16 protein-coding genes are annotated in these 24,186 nt (G+C 44.1%); 10 read left to right on the top strand and 6 right to left on the bottom strand.

Features of this window, described 5'->3' with window-relative positions; genetic code table 11:
- Positions 1-30 precede the first annotated feature (30 nt).
- Genes U5K35_RS05970 through U5K35_RS05960 form a run of 3 tightly spaced genes read right to left on the bottom strand, consistent with a single transcriptional unit; the run spans position 31 to position 3,356 of the window.
- Positions 31-1,401 carry a sigma-54 dependent transcriptional regulator gene (locus U5K35_RS05970; RefSeq protein ID WP_322570568.1) on the bottom strand — a complete coding sequence of 457 codons (1,371 nt, stop codon included), beginning with the start codon at positions 1,399-1,401 and terminating at the stop codon, positions 31-33.
- A 3-nt stretch (positions 1,402-1,404) separates the two neighbouring features.
- Complete coding sequence (gene dacB, locus U5K35_RS05965) at positions 1,405-2,874, bottom strand: D-alanyl-D-alanine carboxypeptidase/D-alanyl-D-alanine-endopeptidase (protein WP_322570567.1); 1,470 nt, start codon at positions 2,872-2,874, stop codon at positions 1,405-1,407.
- 11 nt (positions 2,875-2,885) lie between these two features.
- On the bottom strand, positions 2,886-3,356 hold the full coding sequence (locus U5K35_RS05960) for a PTS sugar transporter subunit IIA (RefSeq protein ID WP_322570566.1): 471 nt from the start codon (positions 3,354-3,356) through the stop codon (positions 2,886-2,888).
- Between the two features lie 201 nt (positions 3,357-3,557).
- On the opposite strand from U5K35_RS05960, the gene U5K35_RS05955 reads away from it, so the two are divergent.
- From U5K35_RS05955 to U5K35_RS05925, 7 genes are all read left to right on the top strand, one after another.
- Entirely contained in the window at positions 3,558-4,220 is a 663-nt protein-coding gene (locus tag U5K35_RS05955; RefSeq protein ID WP_322570565.1) for a heme exporter protein CcmB, read from the top strand.
- Between the two features lie 21 nt (positions 4,221-4,241).
- A complete protein-coding gene (locus U5K35_RS05950) occupies positions 4,242-5,441 on the top strand; it encodes an ATP-binding protein (RefSeq protein ID WP_322570564.1) in 1,200 nt (399 codons plus the stop codon).
- A 7-nt stretch (positions 5,442-5,448) separates the two neighbouring features.
- Positions 5,449-6,276 (top strand): diaminopimelate epimerase, encoded by an 828-nt coding sequence (dapF, locus tag U5K35_RS05945; protein ID WP_322570563.1) that lies wholly within the window; start codon positions 5,449-5,451, stop codon positions 6,274-6,276.
- 73 nt (positions 6,277-6,349) lie between these two features.
- The gene (locus U5K35_RS05940; RefSeq protein WP_322570562.1) at positions 6,350-7,594 is read left to right on the top strand and encodes a type IX secretion system plug protein domain-containing protein; all 1,245 of its coding nucleotides are present in this window, start codon (positions 6,350-6,352) and stop codon (positions 7,592-7,594) included.
- 46 nt (positions 7,595-7,640) lie between these two features.
- The gene (locus U5K35_RS05935; RefSeq protein WP_322570561.1) at positions 7,641-8,873 is read left to right on the top strand and encodes a hypothetical protein; all 1,233 of its coding nucleotides are present in this window, start codon (positions 7,641-7,643) and stop codon (positions 8,871-8,873) included.
- Between the two features lie 3 nt (positions 8,874-8,876).
- Entirely contained in the window at positions 8,877-9,383 is a 507-nt protein-coding gene (locus tag U5K35_RS05930) for a hypothetical protein (protein ID WP_322570560.1), read from the top strand.
- Complete coding sequence (locus U5K35_RS05925; RefSeq protein WP_322570559.1) at positions 9,364-10,086, top strand: SAM-dependent methyltransferase; 723 nt, start codon at positions 9,364-9,366, stop codon at positions 10,084-10,086. The genes U5K35_RS05930 and U5K35_RS05925 overlap by 20 nt, the downstream gene beginning before the upstream one ends.
- Positions 10,087-11,274: 1,188 nt before the next feature.
- Here U5K35_RS05925 and U5K35_RS05920 read toward each other — a convergent pair.
- Positions 11,275-12,291 carry a PTS sugar transporter subunit IIC gene (locus U5K35_RS05920; protein WP_322570558.1) on the bottom strand — a complete coding sequence of 339 codons (1,017 nt, stop codon included), beginning with the start codon at positions 12,289-12,291 and terminating at the stop codon, positions 11,275-11,277.
- A 684-nt stretch (positions 12,292-12,975) separates the two neighbouring features.
- On the opposite strand from U5K35_RS05920, the gene U5K35_RS05915 reads away from it, so the two are divergent.
- The 3 genes from U5K35_RS05915 to U5K35_RS05905 are packed head-to-tail and all read left to right on the top strand — an operon-like array spanning position 12,976 to position 19,001.
- Entirely contained in the window at positions 12,976-15,966 is a 2,991-nt protein-coding gene (locus U5K35_RS05915; RefSeq protein ID WP_322570557.1) for a TonB-dependent receptor, read from the top strand.
- A 25-nt stretch (positions 15,967-15,991) separates the two neighbouring features.
- Positions 15,992-17,917 carry a RagB/SusD family nutrient uptake outer membrane protein gene (locus tag U5K35_RS05910; RefSeq protein ID WP_322570556.1) on the top strand — a complete coding sequence of 642 codons (1,926 nt, stop codon included), beginning with the start codon at positions 15,992-15,994 and terminating at the stop codon, positions 17,915-17,917.
- Between the two features lie 28 nt (positions 17,918-17,945).
- Complete coding sequence (locus tag U5K35_RS05905) at positions 17,946-19,001, top strand: SusE domain-containing protein (protein WP_322570555.1); 1,056 nt, start codon at positions 17,946-17,948, stop codon at positions 18,999-19,001.
- Between the two features lie 1,244 nt (positions 19,002-20,245).
- On the opposite strand, the gene U5K35_RS05900 is transcribed toward U5K35_RS05905, so the two are convergent.
- Together U5K35_RS05900 and U5K35_RS05895 are read right to left on the bottom strand one after the other, a co-directional pair.
- Positions 20,246-23,134, bottom strand: coding sequence for an alpha-amylase family glycosyl hydrolase (locus tag U5K35_RS05900; RefSeq protein WP_322570554.1), 2,889 nt, complete (start codon positions 23,132-23,134; stop codon positions 20,246-20,248).
- Positions 23,131-24,141 carry a LacI family DNA-binding transcriptional regulator gene (locus tag U5K35_RS05895; protein WP_322570553.1) on the bottom strand — a complete coding sequence of 337 codons (1,011 nt, stop codon included), beginning with the start codon at positions 24,139-24,141 and terminating at the stop codon, positions 23,131-23,133. Before U5K35_RS05895 ends, U5K35_RS05900 begins: the two co-directional genes overlap by 4 nt.
- Positions 24,142-24,186: the final 45 nt, after the last annotated feature.

The following is a 24,186-nucleotide window of genomic DNA, read 5'->3' as shown; positions in this document are numbered from 1 at the left end:
CTGCTAACTCTTTTTTTGTTGATGAACCAATTAACGCTCAATGTCGTACTTTTTCAGTTTGTTATAGATGTGGCTTCTGCGAATCTCAATAGCTTCTGCCGTTGCCGTTATATTCCAGTTGTACTTTTCAAGTTTTTTGACCAGAAACAGCTTTTCCGCTTCTTCCTTGAATTCCTGAAAACTCTCCAGGTCATCTATCAGTTCTGAAACCACTTTTTCTGAGCTCTGATTTCCAACCACAAGCCTCCTGACATCATCTGCAGCAATTTCATCCTCAGCCGAAAGAATGGCAAGGCGCTCCACCACATTCTGAAGCTCTCGGATATTTCCGGACCACGAATGCTCTTTTAGGGCAGAAATAGCTTCATCAGAAAATGTTTTATTGGCAAATACAATATCCTCTTCTCCCAATTCAGACAAAAACTGTCTGGCAAGAAGCGGGATGTCCTCTTTTCTATCTCGCAGTGGCGGAATATGAATAGGTATTACACTCAAACGATGAAAGAGATCTTCCCTAAACTCTCCATCACTGATCGCCTTTTGAAGATCCTTGTTTGTAGCTGACATAACCCTTACATCCACTTCAATATTTTCAGAGCCTCCAACCCGGGTGATTTTATTTTCCTGCAACGCACGCAGTACTTTAGCCTGTGCATCGGGACTCATATCGCCTATCTCGTCCAAAAATAGTGTTCCGCCGTCCGCCTGCTCAAATTTTCCAATTCTCTGTTTTACAGCTCCCGTAAAGGCCCCTTTTTCATGGCCAAACAGCTCACTCTCCAACAGCTCAGCCGGAATGGCTGCGCAGTTTACATCAACAAACGGTTTTGATGCTCTTCTGCTCTGGCTGTGGATCGACCGGGCCACCAGCTCCTTTCCGGTACCGTTCTCACCGGTAATCAGAACCCGGCTGTTGGTTGCAGCAATCTTCGTAATGGTATCTTTTATTTTCTTAATCGGCGCGCTTTCTCCAATAATATCCGAAGCCCCATACAGCTCAGATCGGATCTGCTTGTTTTCCCGTTCCAGCTCGCTGCTCTTCAAAGCGTTTCGAACCGTTACAAGCAGACGATTCAGGTCAGGTGGTTTTTCCAGAAAATCGAACGCTCCCTTTTTCGTGGCATCTACAGCAATTTTGATGGTTCCATGACCTGAGATCATGATAACCGGCAGATCGGGCTTCTCCTCTTTTATTTTTTCGAGGGTTTCAAGGCCGTCCATCCCCTTCATTTTAATATCCAGGATAACGAGATCAATCTCTTTGTCTGAAATGATTTTTATCGCATCGGCACCGTTTTCAGCCTCTTCAACTTTATACGATTCATATTCGAGTATATCCCGCAGAATATTTCTGATGCTCTTTTCATCATCTGTTATTAAAATTTGCGGCTGTTTAGTCATCGTTTAATAGTTGTTGTGCAGAAATTCTAAAATTCTTTCGTGAACCCAGTCAACATGAGCTGTTGATGTCGTGTAGTTGTTGGTTGCTATGGTTACGGTAAGCTGTTGATTTGAGCTTGTTGTTAAATAACCGCTCAGCGTACGAACACCCGACATAAATCCTGATTTTCCGTAAAACTTTTCACTTACGTCACTGTTCCTAAATCGATGACCAAGCGTGCCGTTTAATCCGCCAACAGACAGTGATTCGTACATTGTGTCGAACCACGGTTTATCTTTAATAAAATTAAGATACAGATTTAAATCGGAAGCCCGAATCAGGTTAGCCGGAGCCATGCCCGATGCGTCTCTTAATCTTACCACAGACGTATCTATTCCGGCGGAGTGCATAAAATCTTTCACCACCTGAAGACCAATCTCCGTACTGCCCTGAGTATCGTAGACCTGACTCCCCATTTTTTTGGTCAGCATTTCCGCAAACAAGTTATCGCTTTCACGATTCATCCAGGTTATCATCTTGTGCAGGGGCTCAGAGGTATGTGATGCCAGTTTTTCCATCCCGGCCGTGTTCCATGAATAGTAGTCACTTTCTACAATTAGCTGACCCCGTACCCGAATTCCGCTATCCTCCAGATAACGGGAAAATGTATCAATAAAATAGGTTGATGGTGAAAGGACAGATAGTGGTTCCGTTTCATAATATCCCTGAGGCAGAGTGCTTCGAAGAATGATTGTATTTGTACCCAGCACTCTGCGGTACGACTCATTATACTTTGTTCCGGGTGGTGTGATGGTCTGCTGATTCAAAAACTCAACATATGGGGTATTGAATGGAAACCAGCGAATGGTTGGCTTTGAACCGACAGAACCCTCCGCTACAACTTCCAGATCCACTACGTTGAAGTTAAAAGAGAGCGCGCTGATTTCCGGAGCGTAATAATATGAGAGATCGTCCCACTCCCATCCGCGCGGATAGGGAACATCATCAAAAAGTCCGTCGTAAGCGATGATGCTGCCGTCAATCTGCTCAATTCCTAGCGAGTCGAGTACCTGATACCACTCTTCAAACAAAAAAAGCGGATCTTCATAAAATTCACCGTTAATCGAGGGATCTCCGCTACCTTCGATGATCAGATCACCCTCCCATCGATTTCCGACAATTTCTCCCCTACCGTACAGTGTTGTGGTAAAACGGTAGTCTTCACCCAACTCATCCAGAATAGCACCCGATGTAATCAGTTTCAGGTTTGATGCAGGCCTTATTAAGTTATCTCCATTCAGTTCCTCGAGTACTTTTCCGGAACTGTCTGAGACCTGAATAGCCCAAAAAGCATCATTTGCACGGCTTCGGTCAATCATGAAGTCGATTTCAGAGGCGATCTGGGCAACTACTGTTTCATGATTCTGAATAAAAAAGAAGCAGAGAAAAAGTAGCAGTAATTTTGATTTGTGTGACAGCTGAGCGCTCATCATAGGCGTGGGAATCAGGTGGCAAAATAGCGTTGTTCTTCTTGATGAAAAGCTTCATAAATCTCTTCCGGCGTATCGCAATCACTTAAAAGCTCACGGAAAGAGACGCTGTTCATCAATCTGGATATTCTGCTTAACAGTTTAATATGAATGGTGTGTTTTGATTCGGGCCCTACGAGTAAAAAAACCATTTGAACGGGCTCGCCATCAATAGATTCATAATCGATCGGGTTCTTGAGCTTCGCAAAGCTGGCGTAGTTTTCATCAATCGATTTTACTTTACCGTGCGGAATGGCAAGACTTTTACCCACACCGGTCGACATAATTTCCTCCCGTTCAAAAACTGACTCACGGATCTCCTTAAGCTGTTCCGGCTCAACCTGATCTGATAATGACTGAATCATCTCTTCGAGTAGTTCTTTTTTAGATTTCACGTCAAGATTAGCGAGAATTGTCGACTTGTCGAGTAGTGAATGAATGTTCATATAAATGATTCAAGATCCGGTTTTTTGTACATCTGAATATAGGGAGCATACCGCATACTCTTCAAAATTATTCCTGCAGTGTCCAAGATTATTTTAAATGACAATTTCTACAGTATTGCTGCCGGGCCATAGCCGTAATTTACTCTCTACTCTCTGCTAAATTTTTGTACCTTTAAAGGCACGCAACGTCCCCGGTATTTTATGCTTAAATCATCCATAACAATTCTTAAAAAAGAGATCACGCAGGAGCTTCGCACAAAGTATGCGATTAATACTCTCCTTGCATTTACGGGAGCCGCCCTGCTTCTGATTCTTTTCACGCTGAGTGCCCAGCAGCTTGATCCCACTCCAAAAAGCGGACTGGTTTGGATCGTTATTCTTTTTGCAGCAATGACCGGGATGATGAGATCATTTGTTCAGGAAACGGAAAAGAAAACATGGGAACTGCTGCGGCTCAATTCCGGAGCAACAGAAGTGTATACCGGAAAACTGATCTACAATTTTCTGTTTCTGCTGATACTGCACGTTTTTACATTCTTCTTTTACATTGTGATGATGAACATGACCATTGTTCATTTTCCATACTTTCTGCTGTCCATCATATTCGGTGCCGCGGGGCTATCATCGGTAACCACACTGGTTTCTGCGATGATCTCAAAAGCGGATCGCAAAGGAGCCGTGTTTTCTGTATTGTGTATTCCACTTTTAGTACCGCTGCTGCTTATTTTAACCCGTACAACCACAATGGCGCTGGTCAATGGACCTGACGGCTCAGAACTCAATGATTTGGCCGCACTGATCGGATATTGCGGTACAACCATTGCAGCCGGAGTGCTTCTGTTTGATTATATCTGGGATGAATAGACTTTATAAAAATTAAACCTGATGAGTTTTTTAAAAAATAACATATCGTTTGGAGATCGAAGATTAGTGGGCCAGTATGATGCCCGTGAAAAGCTGGAAAAGATTCTGAAAAGCGACCGACTGAGCCACTCCTATCTGCTTACAGGACCCTCGGGTGTCGGGAAAACCGCGTTTGCGTTAACCATGGCGGAGGCCATCAACGGTATTGATAACCTTACCGATTTAAAAGGAACGGCAGAATCTAAAAAATCGAGCTGGTTTGCTCATCCAGACATTCATCTTTTTATTCCTTTTCCTTCCAAAGGAGAAAATGAGATTCAGCCGAGAATTGAGATGGTGGCGCAGGATCCGTATGAAATTGTAGACTTTGCCATTCGCCCGGCTCTAAACAGCGAAAAGCTCTCCAAAAACCGACGTGCATTCTATCCCATCGACTACTATCGCTCTGATATTCAGCCTTTAATGAAGTATAACCCAAACGAAGGGCGGCGAACGGTTGTAGTTATTACGGAGATAGATACAATGCGGAAAGAGGCGGCTAACGCATTTTTAAAATTCCTGGAAGAACCCTCTTCGAGATTGGTTTTTATACTTACGGCTACCAATACAGACCAGCTGCTTCCAACAGTTATTTCCAGGTGTCAGCAAATTCGCCTGAATCCTTTGCGTGAAGAGGAAATCCGAAACGGTTTGGTGCAGTACGACAACAAATCGGAGGAGGACGCCTCCTTTCTGGCGAGAATGGCCGATGGAAACTACGCACTGGCCCGCTATTTCGATGTAAATACCCTGAAACAGACCCGCACTGAAATCATCGAATTTTTAAGGTTCTCCTACACTCAGGATGTCCCGGCCCTGTTACAAATCATCAATGACTGGAACAGCAAGCTCAATACTGAAAACCAGATTGCCGTTTGTAACTCTATCGAGCAATTTCTACGGGATATTTTAGTTTATCGTGAACAGAACGACAGCCGGCTGATCACCAATGTCGATCAACTGGAAGTGATCAAAAAGTTTACGGCCTCGATGAATGATGCACGAATTATTGAGATGATAGAACACCTTCAGGATCTGAAACAGCTGCTCTATCAAAATGTCCAGCTTAAATATATTTTTACTGTACTGTCGATGCGTTTCAGCAGCCTGATGCGCGGTCTTGATCCCCTGATTGATGAAAAAGACGCATGGAAACATCTTCCTGCACTCACTGAAATGTAAATGACGCATGGATAACTCTACTTTACCGTTCATAAAAATGCAGGGAGCAGGCAACGATTTTGTACTCTTCGACAATCGCTCGCTTAAAATCGGTGATGATGAACTTTCCGAAATTGCTCCGGTACTTTGTGATCGGAAATTTGGTGTGGGCGGTGACGGATTGATAGCACTCTGCTACGATACGTCCAAAAAAGCAGACCTGGTGATGGTCTATAAAAATCCCGACGGCAGTGATGCGGGAATGTGCGGCAACGGGGCACGCTGTTTTGCAGCTTATGCCGTTACGCTGGGCTCACCCAAGGCATTCAGCTTTCGAGTTCACGACAAGATTTACAAAGCAGCTGTTGATGATCAGAATGTAACCATCTCTTTTCCGCTTCAAACCGAAGTTATAGAGGAAAAAGTGGGATCGGAAGCCGTTTTAAACGTCTACACCAACACCGAACATGTTGTCTGTCCCGTTCAGAAGGATCAGCTTGAGGATGAGAAGCAGCTGATCACTGACGGCCGCTATTTGAGATACCACAATCACTATCAGCCCGTAGGAACCAACGTGAATTTTATAGCCGGCGTAAATTCTGATGAACTCTGCCTGCAGACCTACGAGCGAGGAGTGGAGAATCTAACCCTTGCCTGCGGAACCGGAGCCATTGCCTCTGCACTGGCATGGCATTACCTGCAGCAAAGCGGAGAGGGAACGTTCAGTTACAACGTAAAAGTTAGAGGCGGCACGTTAAACATCCATTTCGATTTTGACGAAACATCCGGAAACTATCACAACATCAAACTTGAAGGACCGGCAACATTTGTTTTTGAAGGAAACTACTATATATAAAAACCAGTCATACCGGCAACAGCTTCTGTGGATTTTCATCCTGCCATTCATCCTTTTCATAATGAATGGATGTATGGGAACCGAACGGACGAAATCCAATACCGGCAACAGTTCCGGACAAACCTCTTCAGTCGATCACGAGTTTACGCTGCCTCAGACTGTTGCCCCGGAACATCCGATTTATTCTGTAGAGCTATTTCCGGCAGATCAACCCAATTCAGCACCGTTTCTGGAGTTAAAGAGCAATGATCAGCTCACGCTTCGGTTTGAATCCCTGGGGTTTGATTCTCACTCTTACGAAATCTCATTTACGCATCACAATCCCGACTGGTCTGAGTCCGGCCTCTCTCCCGACCAATATTTTACCGGCTTTGGCCGCCACGACATTCCGGGTGGCATTCTGAGCCGAACCACTCAACCGTACTATCGATCGTATCCCTACCAATTTCCCAATCAGAATGTGGGATTCAGAGTCAGCGGAAACTATATGCTGCACGTTCACAACAGAGACACCGATGAGCTTCAGTTCTCTCTTCCCTTTTTCGTCTATGAAAACGAGGGAACCGTTGCTTCATCCGTTGAAACATTACGCTCGGCAAGATATTCGCTGAGGGTCATGCACAGGCCCGTAAGTCGGTATTTATTGCCCGATTGGCTTAATCAGCCTCAGTTTGACCTCTCCTTCTACTACAGTCAGAATCAATTCTGGGGAAAGAGAGCAGAAGCGCAAGAGCTTGATTTTTCCGACCCAGATGAAGTACAGTTTGAACTCTCCCAAAACCGGCCTTTCGTAGGCGACTATGAATTTCGGGTCTTAAACCTGAATAATGTGGATCAGTTGAGCCGAACTGTTCTGGATATCGATAAAAGCAGCGAACCCTGGAAAGTTGTTCTAAGAGATGATGCTGAAGGGTTTAACCAGCCTGTTTCCGTCGGAGTACCACCTCAGTTTGGCCCTGATCAATCCATGAACGGCAACTATTTAGACGTTGAGTTCAGATTTGACGGCGGGGACAATTTAAATGCAGGACCGGAAATTTACCTGGTCGGTGATTTCAACTCATGGAAATTGAGTCAGGAGTATCGAATGAGTTATGATGAACAAATAGACCGATGGATTCAGTCTGTAACTATGAAAGAGGGCACGTACCGGTATAAATATGTGTTGGTCGACAACAACAGAGTCAATGATCTGGCGTTCGATACCCTGTTTCCTGATACACGGCAAGAATATCATGCATTCGTTTATTTTCGCGATTTCAACCAATTTTATCACAGGCTGCTTCAGGTAAACACATTTTATAAAGAGAGCAGATAGAACCTGCTTCATATTTGAGTCACAAAATTTTCTTTTATTCACATCCATGAGACTTTTAAAATTCATATCCGCATTTTTAGCTACAGCACTTGTGCTGGTCGTTGTTGTCATTGGCTTAAACTGGGGAGCTTTTCAGACCTTTCTGGATAACAGAGAGGCATTTATGGAAGGCTCAGAGTGGGTTCCAAAAACACAGTCGCTTCGCGGGTTAACGGAATATATTGAAGCGAACCCACAACATGCTTCCATCGCAAGTATCGTATTGGAGCACCCCGACTCTACCCTCAATTTTCAGGCTGATGTACCCAGGCCAATGGGTTCACTGTCTGACCTATTCCTGATGACAGCCTATGCTATCGAAATGGAAAGCGGCACCATTGACCCCGATCAATCCATTGCTCTTGATGAGATCAATACGTTTCTGCTTCCGGATATAAATAATTCAGTTCACGATGACGCCTTCACATTCGCGGATCAAAAAGGATGGATCGACAATGGCACAATCACTATAAATAATGCACTTTTGCTGCTCTCTTATTTTAATGATCCTGCGCTTTCTGACTACTTATGGTGGAATATTCAGCCCTACGATTGGGAATCATTCAAACAAAAATTTGACCTTGATGTAACTGAAATGCCGCTTCCATATTCAGGTCTCTATCTGTCCATATCAGAAGCGGCCACTGACGAAAGCATTGAAGCACTGATCGATCAATGGAAAAACCGACGTGATGAGTATCGGTCTCATGTGATTGAACTGTCAGACCAATTTGTAAATAACCAGAGCTCACGAACGGCCTGGAGCGAAGAGCTCGAAAACAACAGGCTGGGACGTTCATTCATGGAAGAGCGTGATGCATTGGATCTTTTTCCGAAAACCACAGCTTCAGAGGCCGTTTCATTTTTACGGAAAATCCGCACCGGCGACGAGATTTCAGAAGGCTCTGCTGAAATGGTTCTAAACTGGATGAGAGCTCCATATCAGGACCGGTCAGAAATAACACGTGACTTTACCGATTACGGTGCCCTTTTTGATAGCCGGATGGGACTTTTGAATGGAATTGACTTTGGAACGCTGGTCTACACCGGTGACACCAAAATTCAGGCCATCTTTTTTGATCGGCTGCCAATTGGATTTTGGTTTCACATGTCTGGCAATCATATGCATCAGGATTTTCAGCAGCGGTTGATTTACGATCCGGCTCTGATCGACTTGATGGAACAGGTTTCAATCCGGGCATCCCGGGACGATATTAACAATGATGTACAACCCGATTAAAAAATGAAGAAATACTATTTTATTTACCTCATATGGCTTTTGCCGGTCTATTTTATCTATCAATTTGGATATCAGGCTACGACCTATTTTGGCATTCAAAATACATACGAGAATGGAGAAAGCTACATTGCAACCGTAACGGATTTTGATATTAAGCAGATCGCTGCTCAAACAAATGGTTATGTCGTTATCCGTTTCACAACCTCTGAAGATGAAGTCATTGAGCGGCAGCTGGGCCTGCCGGTGCAGATGGCTCAGGTAATTATGGACTCGGAATTGATTCCGATTCGGTATAACACCAACTCATTCAAGCCCATTGTATTGATGCCTACATATGAACTCCAACAGAGTGTGATTAAGGTAAATCTGGGCGTGACGGCCATTGGGTTGATTGCAACCATAATCATTGCCCTGTTCGGTTCAAGATACGCCTACAGGAAGATTAGATACGGTGAAGAAAAACTTCAAATCGAACGAGTTGACGGGGATCATGAGTACGAAAAAGCATAAACTTTATCTGATACCAACTCCCATCAGTAAGCGCAAAAAGAATGTGGCTCTGCCGGAGCACACACTGGAGATCGTGAAATCTCTAAACTGCTTTATTGTTGAAAAGCCTCAGACAACACAGAGTTTTCTGCAGTGGATTAAACACCCCACACCTCCCTACGAAATGACGATGCGGGTTCTGAATAAGAAAACACCCGACCAGGAAGTCTACAGTTTCCTTAAATTTTTGAAAGAGCAGGATGTGGGACTGATGTCGGAAGCCGGAGCGCCCGGAGTTGCTGATCCCGGTGCAAAACTCGTAAAGTTGGCCCACGATAATGACATAGAAGTCGTCCCGCTGGTTGGACCATCATCCATACTCATGGCGCTTATGGCGTCGGGTATGAACGGTCAGTCGTTCACGTTCCATGGGTATCTTTCACTGAATGAAAATAAGCGCGTGCAGGAAATTTCTGAGCTGGAACAGGAGTCGGCACAGAAAAACCGGACCCAGATCTTTATGGAAACTCCCCATAGAAATGAGCAGCTCTACGAGTTACTTTTGAATAAACTGCGTCCTTCAACCCGGCTCTGTATTGCTTCCAACATCACCCAGAAAGATGAATTTATTCAGACCAAAACCGTTCATCACTGGAAGCAAACCGGAGAACTTGACCTGCAGAAAAAACCATGTCTTTTCCTGATCTACTCCGGAAATGGCTAATGCAGTAAATGTGCACTTCATATACAGCTCAAAATCCCATCATGAGGTCAAATAACAGTAAAACCTAAATTATTTAGGCGTATAATTTTTATTGGCAGATAAGTGTAATTGATTGTATTTCAACAGATAGAATGTATCTATATAAAATATTTATATAGATATTGCTTTTCTTAATCTGAGTTCAATTCATAAATCAAGTTCTAATAAGTTCCCCATAAAAAGCTACCGTGTGTACACAAATATATATTTTAGATCATTACCTAAGTAAGTCTTAAATGTTTTCCGGAGATTCCTCCACTTCAATCTGAAAAACACGGATTTCCGGTCGGAATGACAGGCTCCACATGGGAATTTGCAGCGGGCGGCTCCCAACCTATTCTCAAACACAGCCAGTTATGCCTGTCTGCGCTGATGCTACGGAGGACAAGCCCGCTGCTGCCTTACCCAATGGCCTTGTCGTCCCGACTAAGAGAGCCTGTCTGCCGAAGCTTTAGCACAGGCAGGCGAAGCGAACGCATGGAGGGATCTCATTGAAAAAGGCTATAATCACTTTAATACTTAATTTAGATATTGAGGCCTTCATCAACATTATTAAAGATGTGTACACAGGGTAGCTTAAAAAGGCTAACATCACCCATATAATCTTAGAATCATTAAAAATGATATAAAGTACATCCTCAGGTTAAACTGTTTCCCTTATTCCTTTTGGACCGCCAAAAGGAATCAAAAACTCCCGGACGGTGATTGCTTCCGGGCCTGGTTTGCCCGCGCGGTTACACAACATCGATTGCTCCCAAAAGGGAGCCGATATTGTGATGTCTCCCGCGCTGTGGTGCAAACCATGCAAATCCTCCACCAATCAAGGCCGGAGGGTTCTTTCGCTCTTTTAAAAAAAAGTATAAGTGAATAGGTTGACCATCATTTTTCCATCACAAAAATAAACGCTATAATATATTGGCTTCGATGCATTTATTACACTATTACTATAAATATATGGGTAATGTCAGGCTTAAACAGGGGGGGTGAGGGGAATGATGATCAGAAATGGTTAATAACGATGGACACCCCTCTAAATTTCGTTTCACGTGTCGCTATCGGTCGGAGCCCCTTGATAGGGGGAGGGAATTTTGATTTCACTAATATGAACCGTACTCATGTTCATGAATTAATTAAAAAACCGATGTAAATCTATCTCGATTCACTTCTCAAAAGCATATCATCCTGCTTGATTAACCCCTTTCTTCTGAGATATTCCGAAGCAAAATAAGCCAGAATTGCCGGGCCGATAAAATGCAGCACTATTATGTAAGCCATCACCTCCCAGCTGAAGCCCATCGACGTAAACGTAAAGATCTGCCCAACAAAACCGCTCGTTCCCATACCCGCACCCTCCGGTGTGTTCTCCATCATAAAAACCATTGTAGATAGTGGAGCAAGCAGTGCTCCGGCAATAACCGGAGGCAGAAGGATGAACGGATTTTTGATGACGTTTGCAATTTGCAACATCGATGTCCCTATCCCCTGCGCGATCAGTCCACCCACACCGTTCTCCCTATAGCTGCTAACCGCAAAGCCGATCATCTGCGCCGAACACCCGACAGTTGCAGCTCCGGCAGCCAGGCCATCCAGTCCCAGCATAATCGCTATCGCGGCACTTGAGATTGGAGCGGTAAGCGCCATGCCCATCAAGGATGCAACAAGTACACCCATAATTAAGGGATGCTGGTTGACAGACCAATTGATAAGCTCACCAAATGCCAGCATCCCGTCGTTAATAAATACACCAATATATTCAGCAGCAAAATATCCAACAAAAATGGTGACCAGCGGAGTTGCTATGATATCTATTTTAGTTGAACCGGATATTAACTTTCCAAACTCTGTTGCCAACACTGCCGCAATGTACGCTCCTGCAGGTCCACCGGCTGTTGCACCAAAGGCACCCGCAACGGCTGAGGCAAACAGTACCAATGAGGGAGCCTTGAGTCCGTATGCAATTGCCACACCAATGGCCGGACCCATTAAATCCATTGCGGTTTGCCCAATTATCATCAACATCTCTATATCCAGCTGTTCACCTGCTGTTCTGATTATCAAACCAATAATCAGTGATGCAAATAGACCCAGCGCCATGTAGGAAAGTGCCGTAACTGTATAGGTCTTTATAGAAAGTTCAACCCCTTTTCTTTTCAGAAATGAAATCATAAACCAGTGTTAATTATTAAATGTGAGTTCGAGATAAAGATACCTCGAATGAAGCAATACGTCACATTGAGCGCAATTTCGAGAGTGCTTTTTCCTTGAAATGAAGTCGAAATGTGTTTTCGACTCCGTTCCGACCAAAAAAACGGTCGAAACTGCGCTCAAACTGACGATTATAGATAATAATTATATCGAACTCACTTTATTTACCAAATGATGATTCGATCAAATGAGAGACGTTTTGGCTACACTCAGACTTTCATTTTATCCGCTCAAAACGCTGCAATAATAAGGATAAAATTGTACAGATTTGAGCGTCAATATCTTAGATGACAACTACCTTCTTGCTTTTCGCTCTCAATCTACCAAAACTAAATTGCAGGATAAGAGAGTATTTTAGCTTCTATTTGAGCTCTACCTCACGAATTCATCTACTATGCTCATTTTTAACTCATGTTTAGGAAGATTTCGTAACTCTCTTTAAGGAATCTTCACAAAAAATTATTAGATTTAAGAACAAGATGTAAGCGTTTTCATAAAAACGTCTCTCTTATTGAAAATATCGGATAGCTTTAGTGACTAATTGGAGACATTATTGGTATCTGGACGTGATGTGAAGTAATTAAAGCGCTTTCAAACCATAACAATTTTAATCAATTCCATTAATCAAAAAAACAGGTAGATTTTATGAAGGTAAAACAGCTACTCAGCCTGCTGTTGATTATGTTTTTCTGCTCGTATGCGTTACCCGCGCATGCGCAGTCTGAAATTACAGTCAACGGTACGGTTACAGAACTAGAGACGGGTGAGACCCTGCCCGGTGTTAACATCACCGTGAAAGGTACTACCGATCGGGGTACAACAACTAACCTCGAAGGACAATACTCACTCAGAGTTAACGAAGACGATGTTTTAGTTTTTTCTTACGTCGGATTCGTAACCAGAGAAATTCCGGTTGACGGACGCGAGACAATTGATGTGCAAATGAGCACGGATGTTCAGGCTCTCTCCGAACTGGTTGTAATCGGTTACGGTGTTCAGGAACGGGGTGATAATACCGGTTCCGTTAACGTTGTAAGTTCAAGAGACTTTAACTCAGGTGCTATAACCTCACCTGAAGAACTTTTCCAGGGACGAGCTGCCGGTGTTCAGGTTACATCCAACAGTGGTGCACCCGGAGCCGGAGCAACGATCCGTATTCGTGGAGGTTCTTCCCTCTCGGCCAGTAATGCCCCTCTATATGTAGTAGACGGTATTCCTCTGGAAGAGGGCGGTATTTCCGGTATGAGAAACCCTCTTAACTCGATCAATCCAAACGATATTGAATCGATTACCGTGTTGAAAGACGCATCTGCAACAGCTATTTACGGTTCTCGTGCTTCTAACGGGGTTATTATCATTACCACGAAACGAGGAGAATTGGGTCAGGATATTGAAGTTAACTATACCGGCCGATACTCTTACCAGACCAACAGTGATCGAATTGATGTGATTGGAGCGGATCAATTTGCTCAGTTTGTTCAAATCGGTGTTGATAACGGAAATTTGCCATCAGGCGCATTAAATAGTCTTGGCAACAGCCAAACCGATTGGCAGGATGAAATATTCCGCAATACTTTCAGTCAGGATCACAACTTAAGTGTTAGTGGTGCTGCCGGATTACTTCCATATCGTGCATCTTTCGGTTTTTCAGGAAATGAGGGTGTATTAAGAACATCCTACAATGAACGGTTATCGGGATCTATAGCGTTAAACCCATCCTTTCTGGAAGATCAATTCAAAGTTGAATTGAATGCGAGAGGTACCCGGATAGACAACAGATTTGCTGATCAGGGAGCCATAGCAACCGCTATCAATTTTGATCCTACTCAACCGGTAATGTCAGACAATGAGCAGTTTGGCGGGTATACAGCCTGGCTCGACGGTGATGGAAATCCAATTCCAATCGCACCGGCCAACCCTGTTGCGCTGATTGAACAGCGTCGTGATGAGTCCACTGTTTACCGAATACTCGGTAACTTTAAGCTGGATTATAATCCATCATTTTTTAATGACCTGACTGCGACCTTAAACCTTGGCCTCGATTATTCCGACGTTGGTGACGGTAAAGTACTAGTCAGTGACGAAGCTGCTTACGCTTTTGATGGTCAAGGACTTTCCGGAAATCAGACAGACTACGATCAAAGTAAAGAAAATGAACTGCTTGATTTCTATCTGAACTATAACACGGATATCGAGTCAATAGAAAGTAAACTGGATTTTACGGCCGGTTACTCATGGGAACATCACTTCGAAGAGGGTTCAAACTACTCTACAAACTTCGATCGTTCTCAGGCAATCCGGGTTGATTCCGATACGGATTACGCAACAGAGTACTACATCACCTCTTTCTTTGGCCGTGCGAACTACACGCTCAAAGACAAATATTTACTTACAAGTACTTTGAGATATGACGGTACATCCAGGTTTTCTGAGGATAACCGCTGGGGCCTTTTCCCATCTTTTGCGGTTGCATGGCAAATGCATGAAGAAGGTTTTATGGAGCAGTTCGACAACGTTAATGAACTGAAGTTGAGACTGGGTTACGGTGTAACCGGTCAGCAGAGAATTGGACAGGGTAACTACCCATACCTGCCTCAGTATACTTTCGGACAGAACTCGGCACGTTATGCGTTCGGCAACGAATGGATCACTACCCTTCGTCCTGAAGGATACAACTCAGAGCTGAAATGGGAAGAAACAACCACGTATAATGTGGCAGTGGACTACAGCTTGTTAAATGAGCGGTTCTTTGGTTCTGTTGAATACTTCCTGCGTGAAACCGACGATCTCTTAAATGTGATTCCGGTGCCTGCAGGATCCAACTTTACAAACCGAATCCTTTCCAACGTTGGTTCTCTTGAAGTGCGTGGTGTCGAATTTGATATTACTTCCAGGATTCTCTCTACAGAGGATACATACTGGCAGGTATCTTTTAACGCCACCTACACAACTGATGAGATTACCAAACTGACGACAGCCGATGATCCTACCTATGTAGGTGTTGAAGTTGGCGGAATTGCCGGCGGTACCGGTAACACTGTTCAGGTTCACAGTGTAGGTTCACCCCGAAACTCATTCTTTGTATATGAGCAGGTTTACAACGAATTGGGTGCTCCGATTGAAGGATTGTACGTTGACAGAAATGAAGACGGTGTAGTTGATGAGGCAGATAAGTATCGACTTGAAAGTCCAAATCCGGACTATACATTCGGTCTCTCCTCACGTTTCGAATATAAGCAGTGGGATGCGGCATTCTCTGCCCGGGCAAGCCTCGGCAATTATGTCTACAACAACGTTGCTTCAGACAGAGGGTTCTACAATTCTGTTTATAATACTGCCGGGTTTGTTATGAATCCTACAGAATTTATTTACGAAACAGGGTTTGAAACCGCTCAATATCGATCTGATCACTACGTTGAAGATGCATCTTTTGTAAGATTGGATAACGTTTCTGTTGGTTATACAATCGACGGACTGTTTGATCTGGTATCATCTGCGAGAGTATCTGCTACCGTACAAAACGTATTTACTATTACGGAGTACAGCGGGCAGGATCCGGAGGTATTTGGAGGTGTTGACTTCAACCTCTATCCACGGCCGCGCACCTTTCTGTTGGGACTCAATCTCAACTTTTAATTGAAACACCTTAATCTTGACGATTATGTTGAATAACAAATTTAAAATATTAGCACTGGCACTCATCGCGCTGACGGTTGCGTTCACAACGTCTTGTATGGACGACCTGAACACCTCACCGATCGACGATGATGTAGTCACATCTGAAAATGTGTACGATACTCCTGATGATTTCCGTCAGGTTTTAGCGAAATTATATGCGGGTTTTGCCGCAACCGGCCAGCAAGGTCCTGCCGGTAATGCCGACATCCAGGGAATTGACGAAGGCTTCTCAAGCTACATTCGTCAGCTCTGGGTACATCAAACCATACCTACCGATGAAGCTGTTGTAGGATGGAATGATGAAGGTCTTCCACAATTTAACTTTCACTCCTGGGGTCCTTCTAATGACTTTGTTATGGGTATGTACAGCCGTATCTATTACGAGGTAGCTCTTACAAACGAGTTTATTCGTGAAACCCAAAAGCGTGATGAAGGTATCATCAAAGAGATGGAAGCAGAGGCACGCTTCCTGCGCGCCCTCAGTTACTGGCACGCACTGGATATGTTTGGCGGTAATGTACCGTTTGTAACAGAAGATGACCCGGTCGGTGCATTTATGCCCGAGCCTACCAATGCACAGGATCTGTTTACATATATTGAGAGCGAACTGCTCGACGTTATGGACGATCTTCCTGCTCCGGGAGCAAATGAATATGGAAGAGCTGACCGCGGTGCTGCCTGGACCCTTCTGTCCAAACTCTATTTGAATGCTGAAGTTTATATCGGGCAAGACCGGTATGGCGATGCAATCACCTACGCAGAACGGGTAATCAATGAAGGCGGTTACGAACTGGCCGACAATTACGATAACCTCTTCCTGGCAGACAACGATGCCAATGAGGCTGCATCAGAAATCATCTTCCCTATCCGGTTTGACGGTGAGAACCTTCAAACGTTTGGCGGAACCAACTTCATTATCCATGCTGCTATTGGCGGGAACATGAGTGCCGCAGACTTTGGAATGGATGGCGGATGGGCCGGACACAGGGTAACTCCTGAATTCGTATCGTTTTTTGACGATGTGAATGACAACTTTAGTGGCGCTCAAACAGCTAACACAGGCGGATACCCTGAGATTTATGTTCCGGGCGGTTATCAGGCTGCCAGCGGATATACGAACGACTGGTCGCCCGCAGATGCTCCGGCATTGATTTCTGAAAACAGTAATGATGTCTACACTGGAGTAGTATACTTCGCGTCTCCGGGAGCTGAGTACAAATTTACCGCAGAACGAAACTGGAACGACGGCGACTGGGGAGTTGGAAGTTCGGCAGGTGAACTTGAAGCAGGTTCTTCAACTAACCTCTCAATTCCGGCAGCCGGTGTTTACCAGATCACGGTCGATATCAACAATATGACTTATAGTGTCGAAAACTCCGAAGGACGTTCAAAGTTCTACACAGACGGTCAATCGCTTGAAATCGAGGAGCTAGGTGAATTCACCAACGGTTACGCCGTAACCAAGTGGAAGAACATCACCTCTACAGGTCAGCCCGGAAAACGTCTTGAATTTGCTGATACAGATTTTCCAATGTTCAGGCTTGCAGATGTTTATCTGATGTATGCCGAAGCAACCGTTAGAGGTGGTCAGGGCGGTGATGTAAATCGCGCTACAGACCTGATCAACGAGCTCAGAGAAAGAGCTTACGGAAGTGATGCTGCTAATATTTCTCCGGCCAACCTGAATCTGGACCTTGTATTCCAGGACAGAACCCGAGAGTTGTACTGGGAAGGTCATAGACGTACAGACTTGCGTAGATTTGATCGCTATACAGGCGATAACTATGTATGGTCATGGAAAGGAGAAACTCAGGAAGGCACAGGAACAAGCAGCCACTACGAGATTTTCCCAATTCCATCATCAGATATCAACTCAAACTTGAATCTGACTCAGAATCCGGGTTACTAAACGATTTTAAACTTAAAGTATAAACACTATGAAAAACTTAATTATATCGTTAATCGCGATTATTGGACTGTTGGTCTTCACCTCGTGTGAAGACACAACGGGACCGCAAGTGAATTCAGATCCGGGCTCCCCTGCTCTGTCTTCACACTCAGGCGGTGAAAGCTTTGTTCTTAACGAAGAAGATGCCGATGAAGAGCTTTTCACACTTTCGTGGGAAGCACCGGATTTCGGCTTTAATGCAGCTGTAACCTATTATATCGAAATGGATGTAGAAGGATCAGACTTTGAAAATCCTGTTACATTTGCACAAACAAATAAAACTTCTATCTCAATGACGGTAGGTGAAGTTAACAACCGACTCAACGTAGCCGGTGTGCCCTTCGGAATTGAGTCGGAGGTGCCGATGCGAATACGTGCACACGTAAGTGAAGACGTAGAAGATCGAATTTCTGAAGTCTTTGTCTTCGCATTTACTCCTTACGAAATCATTATCGAGTTTCCGGAAATATATGTACCGGGCGGATATCAGGGAGCCAGCGGGTACACAGCTGACTGGTCACCTGAAAATGCACCAGCACTTGCATCTGTGAACTCAAATGATAAATATGAGGGCTACGTTTATTTCGCTGCAGATAATCAGGAATTTAAATTCACTGCAGAAAGAAATTGGGATAACGGTGACTGGGGCGGCTCAGAAGGCTCTCTGGAACCCGGCGGCGGTAATTTGATGATTGAAAATGCAGGTTACTACAAAATTAATGTAGACCTCACTAACCTGACTTATCAGTTACTTGCAACTGATTGGGGCTTGATCGGTAATGCTACACCCGGAGGCTGGGATGCAGATACCGACATGACCTACGATCCGAATGATAAAGTTTGGAGATTAACGGTTGATCTGACTGTAGGAGAAATTAAGTTCCGTGCTAACGATGCCTGGGATCTTAATTACGGATCTGACAACTCAGATGGAACACTACAACCAGGTTCCCCCAATAATATCCCAGTTGAAGAAGCAGGAAATTATACTGTAGAATTGGATCTAAGCGGCCCTATCTACCGATATTCTTTAGAGCTTAACTGAGTAGTTCGTTAAGTGAATCATACCTGAAAGCCCCGGCAAAAAATTGTCGGGGCTTTTTTTATGTGATATGTTTTTCCCGGCTATATCTATGGAATGTGGTACATATGTTTCCCGGATATGATTTAGCGTACGATGTTACCAATATTACATAATCCTTTTCTATTCACCATGGTCATGGCACCTTGAACTCCGGAGGAGTTACCTGTTTATAGAATACCCTACCACATTAATTCAAAAGCTCCGCTAGGAGCTTCCTTGTTAATAGCTGAGAATGTTTTGACAAAAGTTATTCATCAATCCTATAGGTTATTTCAAATTATTTTATTGACGAAATACATCTTTTGCGTAAAGCGAAATAAAGATTTTTCCGTGTTTCAGTGTTTCGCTTCGCGTCAAAAGATGAGCCGTGGCAATTTTCGTTTCTTATGAATACTTAAAAGCTTTTACACCAAATGACTCAGGCAATGAAAGTCCCGCTACGGGACGCCATATCCGTAGCCCAAAGTCACTGCGCAGCGGTGGCCTTGGGTTAAGCGTTAAGCGAGCATGAACTATGGGAGCGCCGCAGGTGCGGTATATCCGTACCCTTGCAAGACGATCACACCATCAGGAGTTGAGATATGCACCTGACAAAAACCAAGCACCAGAGGTGCGTCATGTCCGTAGCCCATGGTCAGCGCAAAGCGTTGGCCATGGGGCAAAGGGCGAACCCGAACATAGGAGCACCGTAGGTGCGGAATATATGGGTCGATGTTACAATTGAGATTGAATTCAGAATTCGAAACATGCCGCACCTATGGTGCTTCTTTAATATTCGGTCTTCTTGCACCCCACAGATTCACGTTGTGAACCTGTGGGGCTACGGATATGCCGCCCCGAAACGGGGCTGGTTTCATCCCTTAAAAGGTGAACGCCATTTATTTTGTGTACGAATTACTGCTTCAAAAGTACTAAAGCAGGAATGACCGGCAAAAAGAAGGTTTGCATCTAAAAAGGTATGAGATGAACTATTTTAATCACTTTTAAATGAAACTTATTTTGTAGCCACTGCACCTCCATTTTGCGGAATTTGAGTTAAGTACTCATTTGCTATAGACAAAATATCCCTACGAAATGGGTCAAACTCATTCATTACATTCATGGTTAAAATTTAAGAAAACTGTGCTCCCAAAAACACTCGTGGCACGCCTCAAAGACGTGCCACGAAAATCCGTTCAATCCAAAAATCCGCTAAATCCGCGTTCCTACTTGATTAGCGTCATTTTCTCGGTGACAACCTGTCCACCCTGTTTCAGTCTTGCAATATAAACACCGCTGCTCAACTCAGAAGCGTCAAAATCGACGGTAAATGAACCTCTCGGGTGTTCACTGTTATTTACAATCGTAGCCACTCTCCTGCCTAAAACATCGTAAACATCCAGCACTACAGCGCCCGCTTCCGGTACCTCATACTCAATCTGCGTGGATGGATTAAACGGATTCGGATAGTTTGATTCAATACTCAATTCCCGAATGAGCTGGCCAAAATTGCTCTCTCCCACCTGGAAAAATACATTCTCCTCTGCAGGCTCTACAAATTCACTTGTATAGATCCTAACTTCGCCCGGTGCCAGGTTAAAGGTCTGCCGCACGTTACCTACATCCAGCGTATTTCCGGTTACAAATTCATTCCACTCGCCTTGCTGTGTAAAATCAACGGTTGCATCCCGGAACAGCACACTGAAATTCCCGACAATCACAGCATCCATATCCTCATGCTGCAAACGGATCCACTTAATGCCGCTGCCGAGTGAAGCTTCAAATTCTGTTTCTGCACTACTGAATACAGGACTTGAGTGGCGAAGCCTCAGCAGTTCCGACCAGGTTTTATACAGGCGGAGTCTGTTCTCCTCACTATAGTAGTCCCATCGTATCGGTTTTGGGTCCGTCCTACCCACGTCTGCTGACAAACAAGACCCGTCTGAACCGTCGCCCGGCTTCAGGCACTCACCCGGACCACCACCATAACCCAGCTCTCCAAACTGCCAGATCATCTTCGGTCCCGGAATCGTTAAGAAAAAGGCTCCGGTCAGTTTCTGACGATTCAATGCTACATCGAGCTCCGTTATATCGTGATTTTCATTCAGATCATTGCCAAAATTCAGATTTCTGAACATGATCCACTGCTCATCATGGCTTTCCATGTATCCAATCAGATTTGGATTACTCCATCCGCGGTTTCCATAGTAAACTCCTGAAAAATCAGAATTATCAGAATAACCCATGGAAGCCTCACTGTATTCTCCATTGTGTTTCCCCCACAGCATCATTCCATAATCAGAGAGTTCGGCCTCCTCTGAACTTGCACCGAGATGCTCCAGAATTACATACGAATCCGGATCAACACTCCACATCTCATCCGCCATTCTTTTAAGATTCGCTATTCGATCAGAATTATAGCCATCCAGATTACTTCGGTTATCTACATTCGAAGCAAAGCCTTTAGATAAATCAAACCGGTAACCGTCAATATTGTACTCTTCAAGCCAATATCGATTCATCCGGTCAAGCCAGTACTGGATGTAGGGATGATCGTGATTGAGGTGATTAAATACATTGTAAGCGTGTCCCGGCCCAATCAATGGATTTGTATTTCGATCGGAACCATAGATTCGAATCAATGGAGAGTTACCTTCTGCATGGTTGTAAACAACATCAAGCAGGACAGCTATCCCCCTGGAGTGAGCTTCATCCACAAACCGCTTGAAGGAATCTTTTGAACCATACGCTTTGTCTAACGCCCCGTGAAAAACAGGGTTATAGCCCCAGCTTATGTTTCCGCTAAATTCTTGTATTGGCATCAGTTCAATGGCATTCACACCCAGATTATCCAGGTAGTCAAGCGTATCGGTTAAAACTTCGTATGAACTCTCCTCCAGAAAATCCCTAAGCAAAAGTTCATAAACAACCAGTTCTTCCTTCTCAGGCCGTTCAAAATCGGGGATTTGCCACTCATACTCTTCGGCACCCGGTTCAATTACCGTAACGGCGTGCTCGGTAAACCCATATGGATACTGTGGCATATTGGGATAGATCGAATCCTCAATATATTGGTCGTTATTACTATCCAGAATCAATTCCGAATAGAGATCAGCCACACGAATCTCTCCATCAATAAAGTATTGAAAGCGATACTGATCGCCCGGTGTTAAATCATTTACTGTAATCCAGAATCGGTTACCGGTTGGGTCTGTATTGTCCAGGTTCATAAAATGCTCTTCGCTTACTTCCCAATCGGTCATATCTCCAATCAGGTAGGCAAAATCCTTATCAGGGGCGTAGAAAGAAAAAGTTACGGTTGTTGGATCTTCGTGGTAGTGAATGCCGTCCTCAATCCCGTTTGGTCGCGCCTGCACATTCACGGGCGGATTTACCACGATATAAAGCGAATCTGAGACAACATTTCCCTGATCATCCTCAACCTCCGTATAAAAATCCGTGCGCCCTGTATTGGTTACAGTGTAGTCATACTGAAGGGATGATTCTGTAGTACTGGTCAGTTCAGTCTCTCCTTCAAACAGAGTGAGTGAGGCTATTGGCTGGGCCGAAGCGGCTTCAATTTGCAGATTGACTGTCTGTCCAACCTCTGTGAAGTAAGGATTCAAAGCTGATACATCCGGACTGGTAAAACGAACCTGCAGTTCCTCATCACTCAGATCAATAAAAAGATCCGGACGGGATTGTCTGCTGCCATCTGAGCTGCGAAATACAATGGCAATTTGATAAATTTTATCCTCTGATTCCGGTACATCATAGAAATCTCTGATGTCATTTATCTCCAGCTCCCAGCGATCGTTACCCAGACTAGTCAATTGAGGTTGTACACTGTTATTTCCCCAGGTTCCAATCACATACTCCCATTCTGAAGAACCTTGATTTGCCTCCGAAACTATCAACCCTGTATGAGCATAAAGTGAGCCTGTATAACCTTCAAGTTCACCTCCTTGATCTTCTTTGGCATCAAAAATAATGGTAAGTGGCTCGTCCTCTGTCGGAAATGCGGGCTCCGTTGTAATTACCTGACCCGCAACCGTCTGAGCCGATAGAACCAGTATGAGGAGTAGAAAAATTGTTTTAAATAAACGTGATGTCATGATGTTACTTCTTTTAAATTCTCTGATGAAGAGCGAATCACAAGCTCCGGATGATGAACCTCATTGCTGATCCTCAAGTCCGGATTGTGTAGCCTCTGTATAAGTTTATGGGTAGCGCGGAATCCCATATCGTACATCGGCTGATTAACCGTGGTAAGGCCGATATACTCCGCAATTGTAAGATTATCAAAACTGATAATCGGAATATGAATATTGTGCTCTTTTAATGCTTTTTTAGCGCCCACAGCTTTTGTATCCGATGTGCAAAAAACAGCGTCGGGCAGCGGATTCAGCTTCAAAATTTTATTCATTGCCTGGTAGCCGCTCAACTCGGTAAAACCATCCCTCTCCATATTGTCGCCGGTTACAATCAGATCTTCATCAAATGGAAGTTCGTACTCATTGAGAGCTCTCTTGTAACCTGTTATACGATCACGAATTGGAATGGATGATGCGTCAGCAGAGAGAACTGCAATTCTTTCAAAACCCTTGGAAATGAGGTATTTGGTTGCAAGGTATGCTCCCTCCTCATTGTTGAAACTGACCGAATCAAACAGATTGCTGAAATCATCGACAAGGCACAGAGGAATATTATATCGCTTTAGTGCTTTGAGTTCTTTTTCAGAAAAGTGAAGCGATACCAGTAAATACCCTTCAGCCCAATGCTTCTTCAATGTTTCGGAGACCTGCTTAAAGGCATTATTCTTCTGACCGATATTCACAATATTGAGTTCAAAATTCTCTTCAGCCAGGCTATCCTGTATACCCCGTAAAACCTCCGTAAAAAAGTAGTTCGACATGACCGGAGCCAACATTAAAATCCGGTTTTTCTTCTTACTTGCAAGTCCTTGAGCATAGACATGCGGATGATATCCCATCTCCTCCGCTACTTTCAAGACTTTTTTTCGGGTTTCCAGTTTTACATTTTCTGCTTGATTGAACACCCTCGAGACCGTAGCAATACTCACTCCGGCAGCTTTCGCAATATCATATATGGTTTTAGCCAAAAGTACCTCAGCAGTTAATATTTACTTGGTATAAAAAAATACCTT

The sequence above is a fragment of the Rhodohalobacter sp. genome (assembly GCF_034521535.1).
Lineage (GTDB): Bacteria > Bacteroidota > Rhodothermia > Balneolales > Balneolaceae > Rhodohalobacter.
The sequence above is the reverse complement of the archived record's forward strand: the minus strand, read 5'-3'. Positions and strand labels throughout refer to the sequence as shown.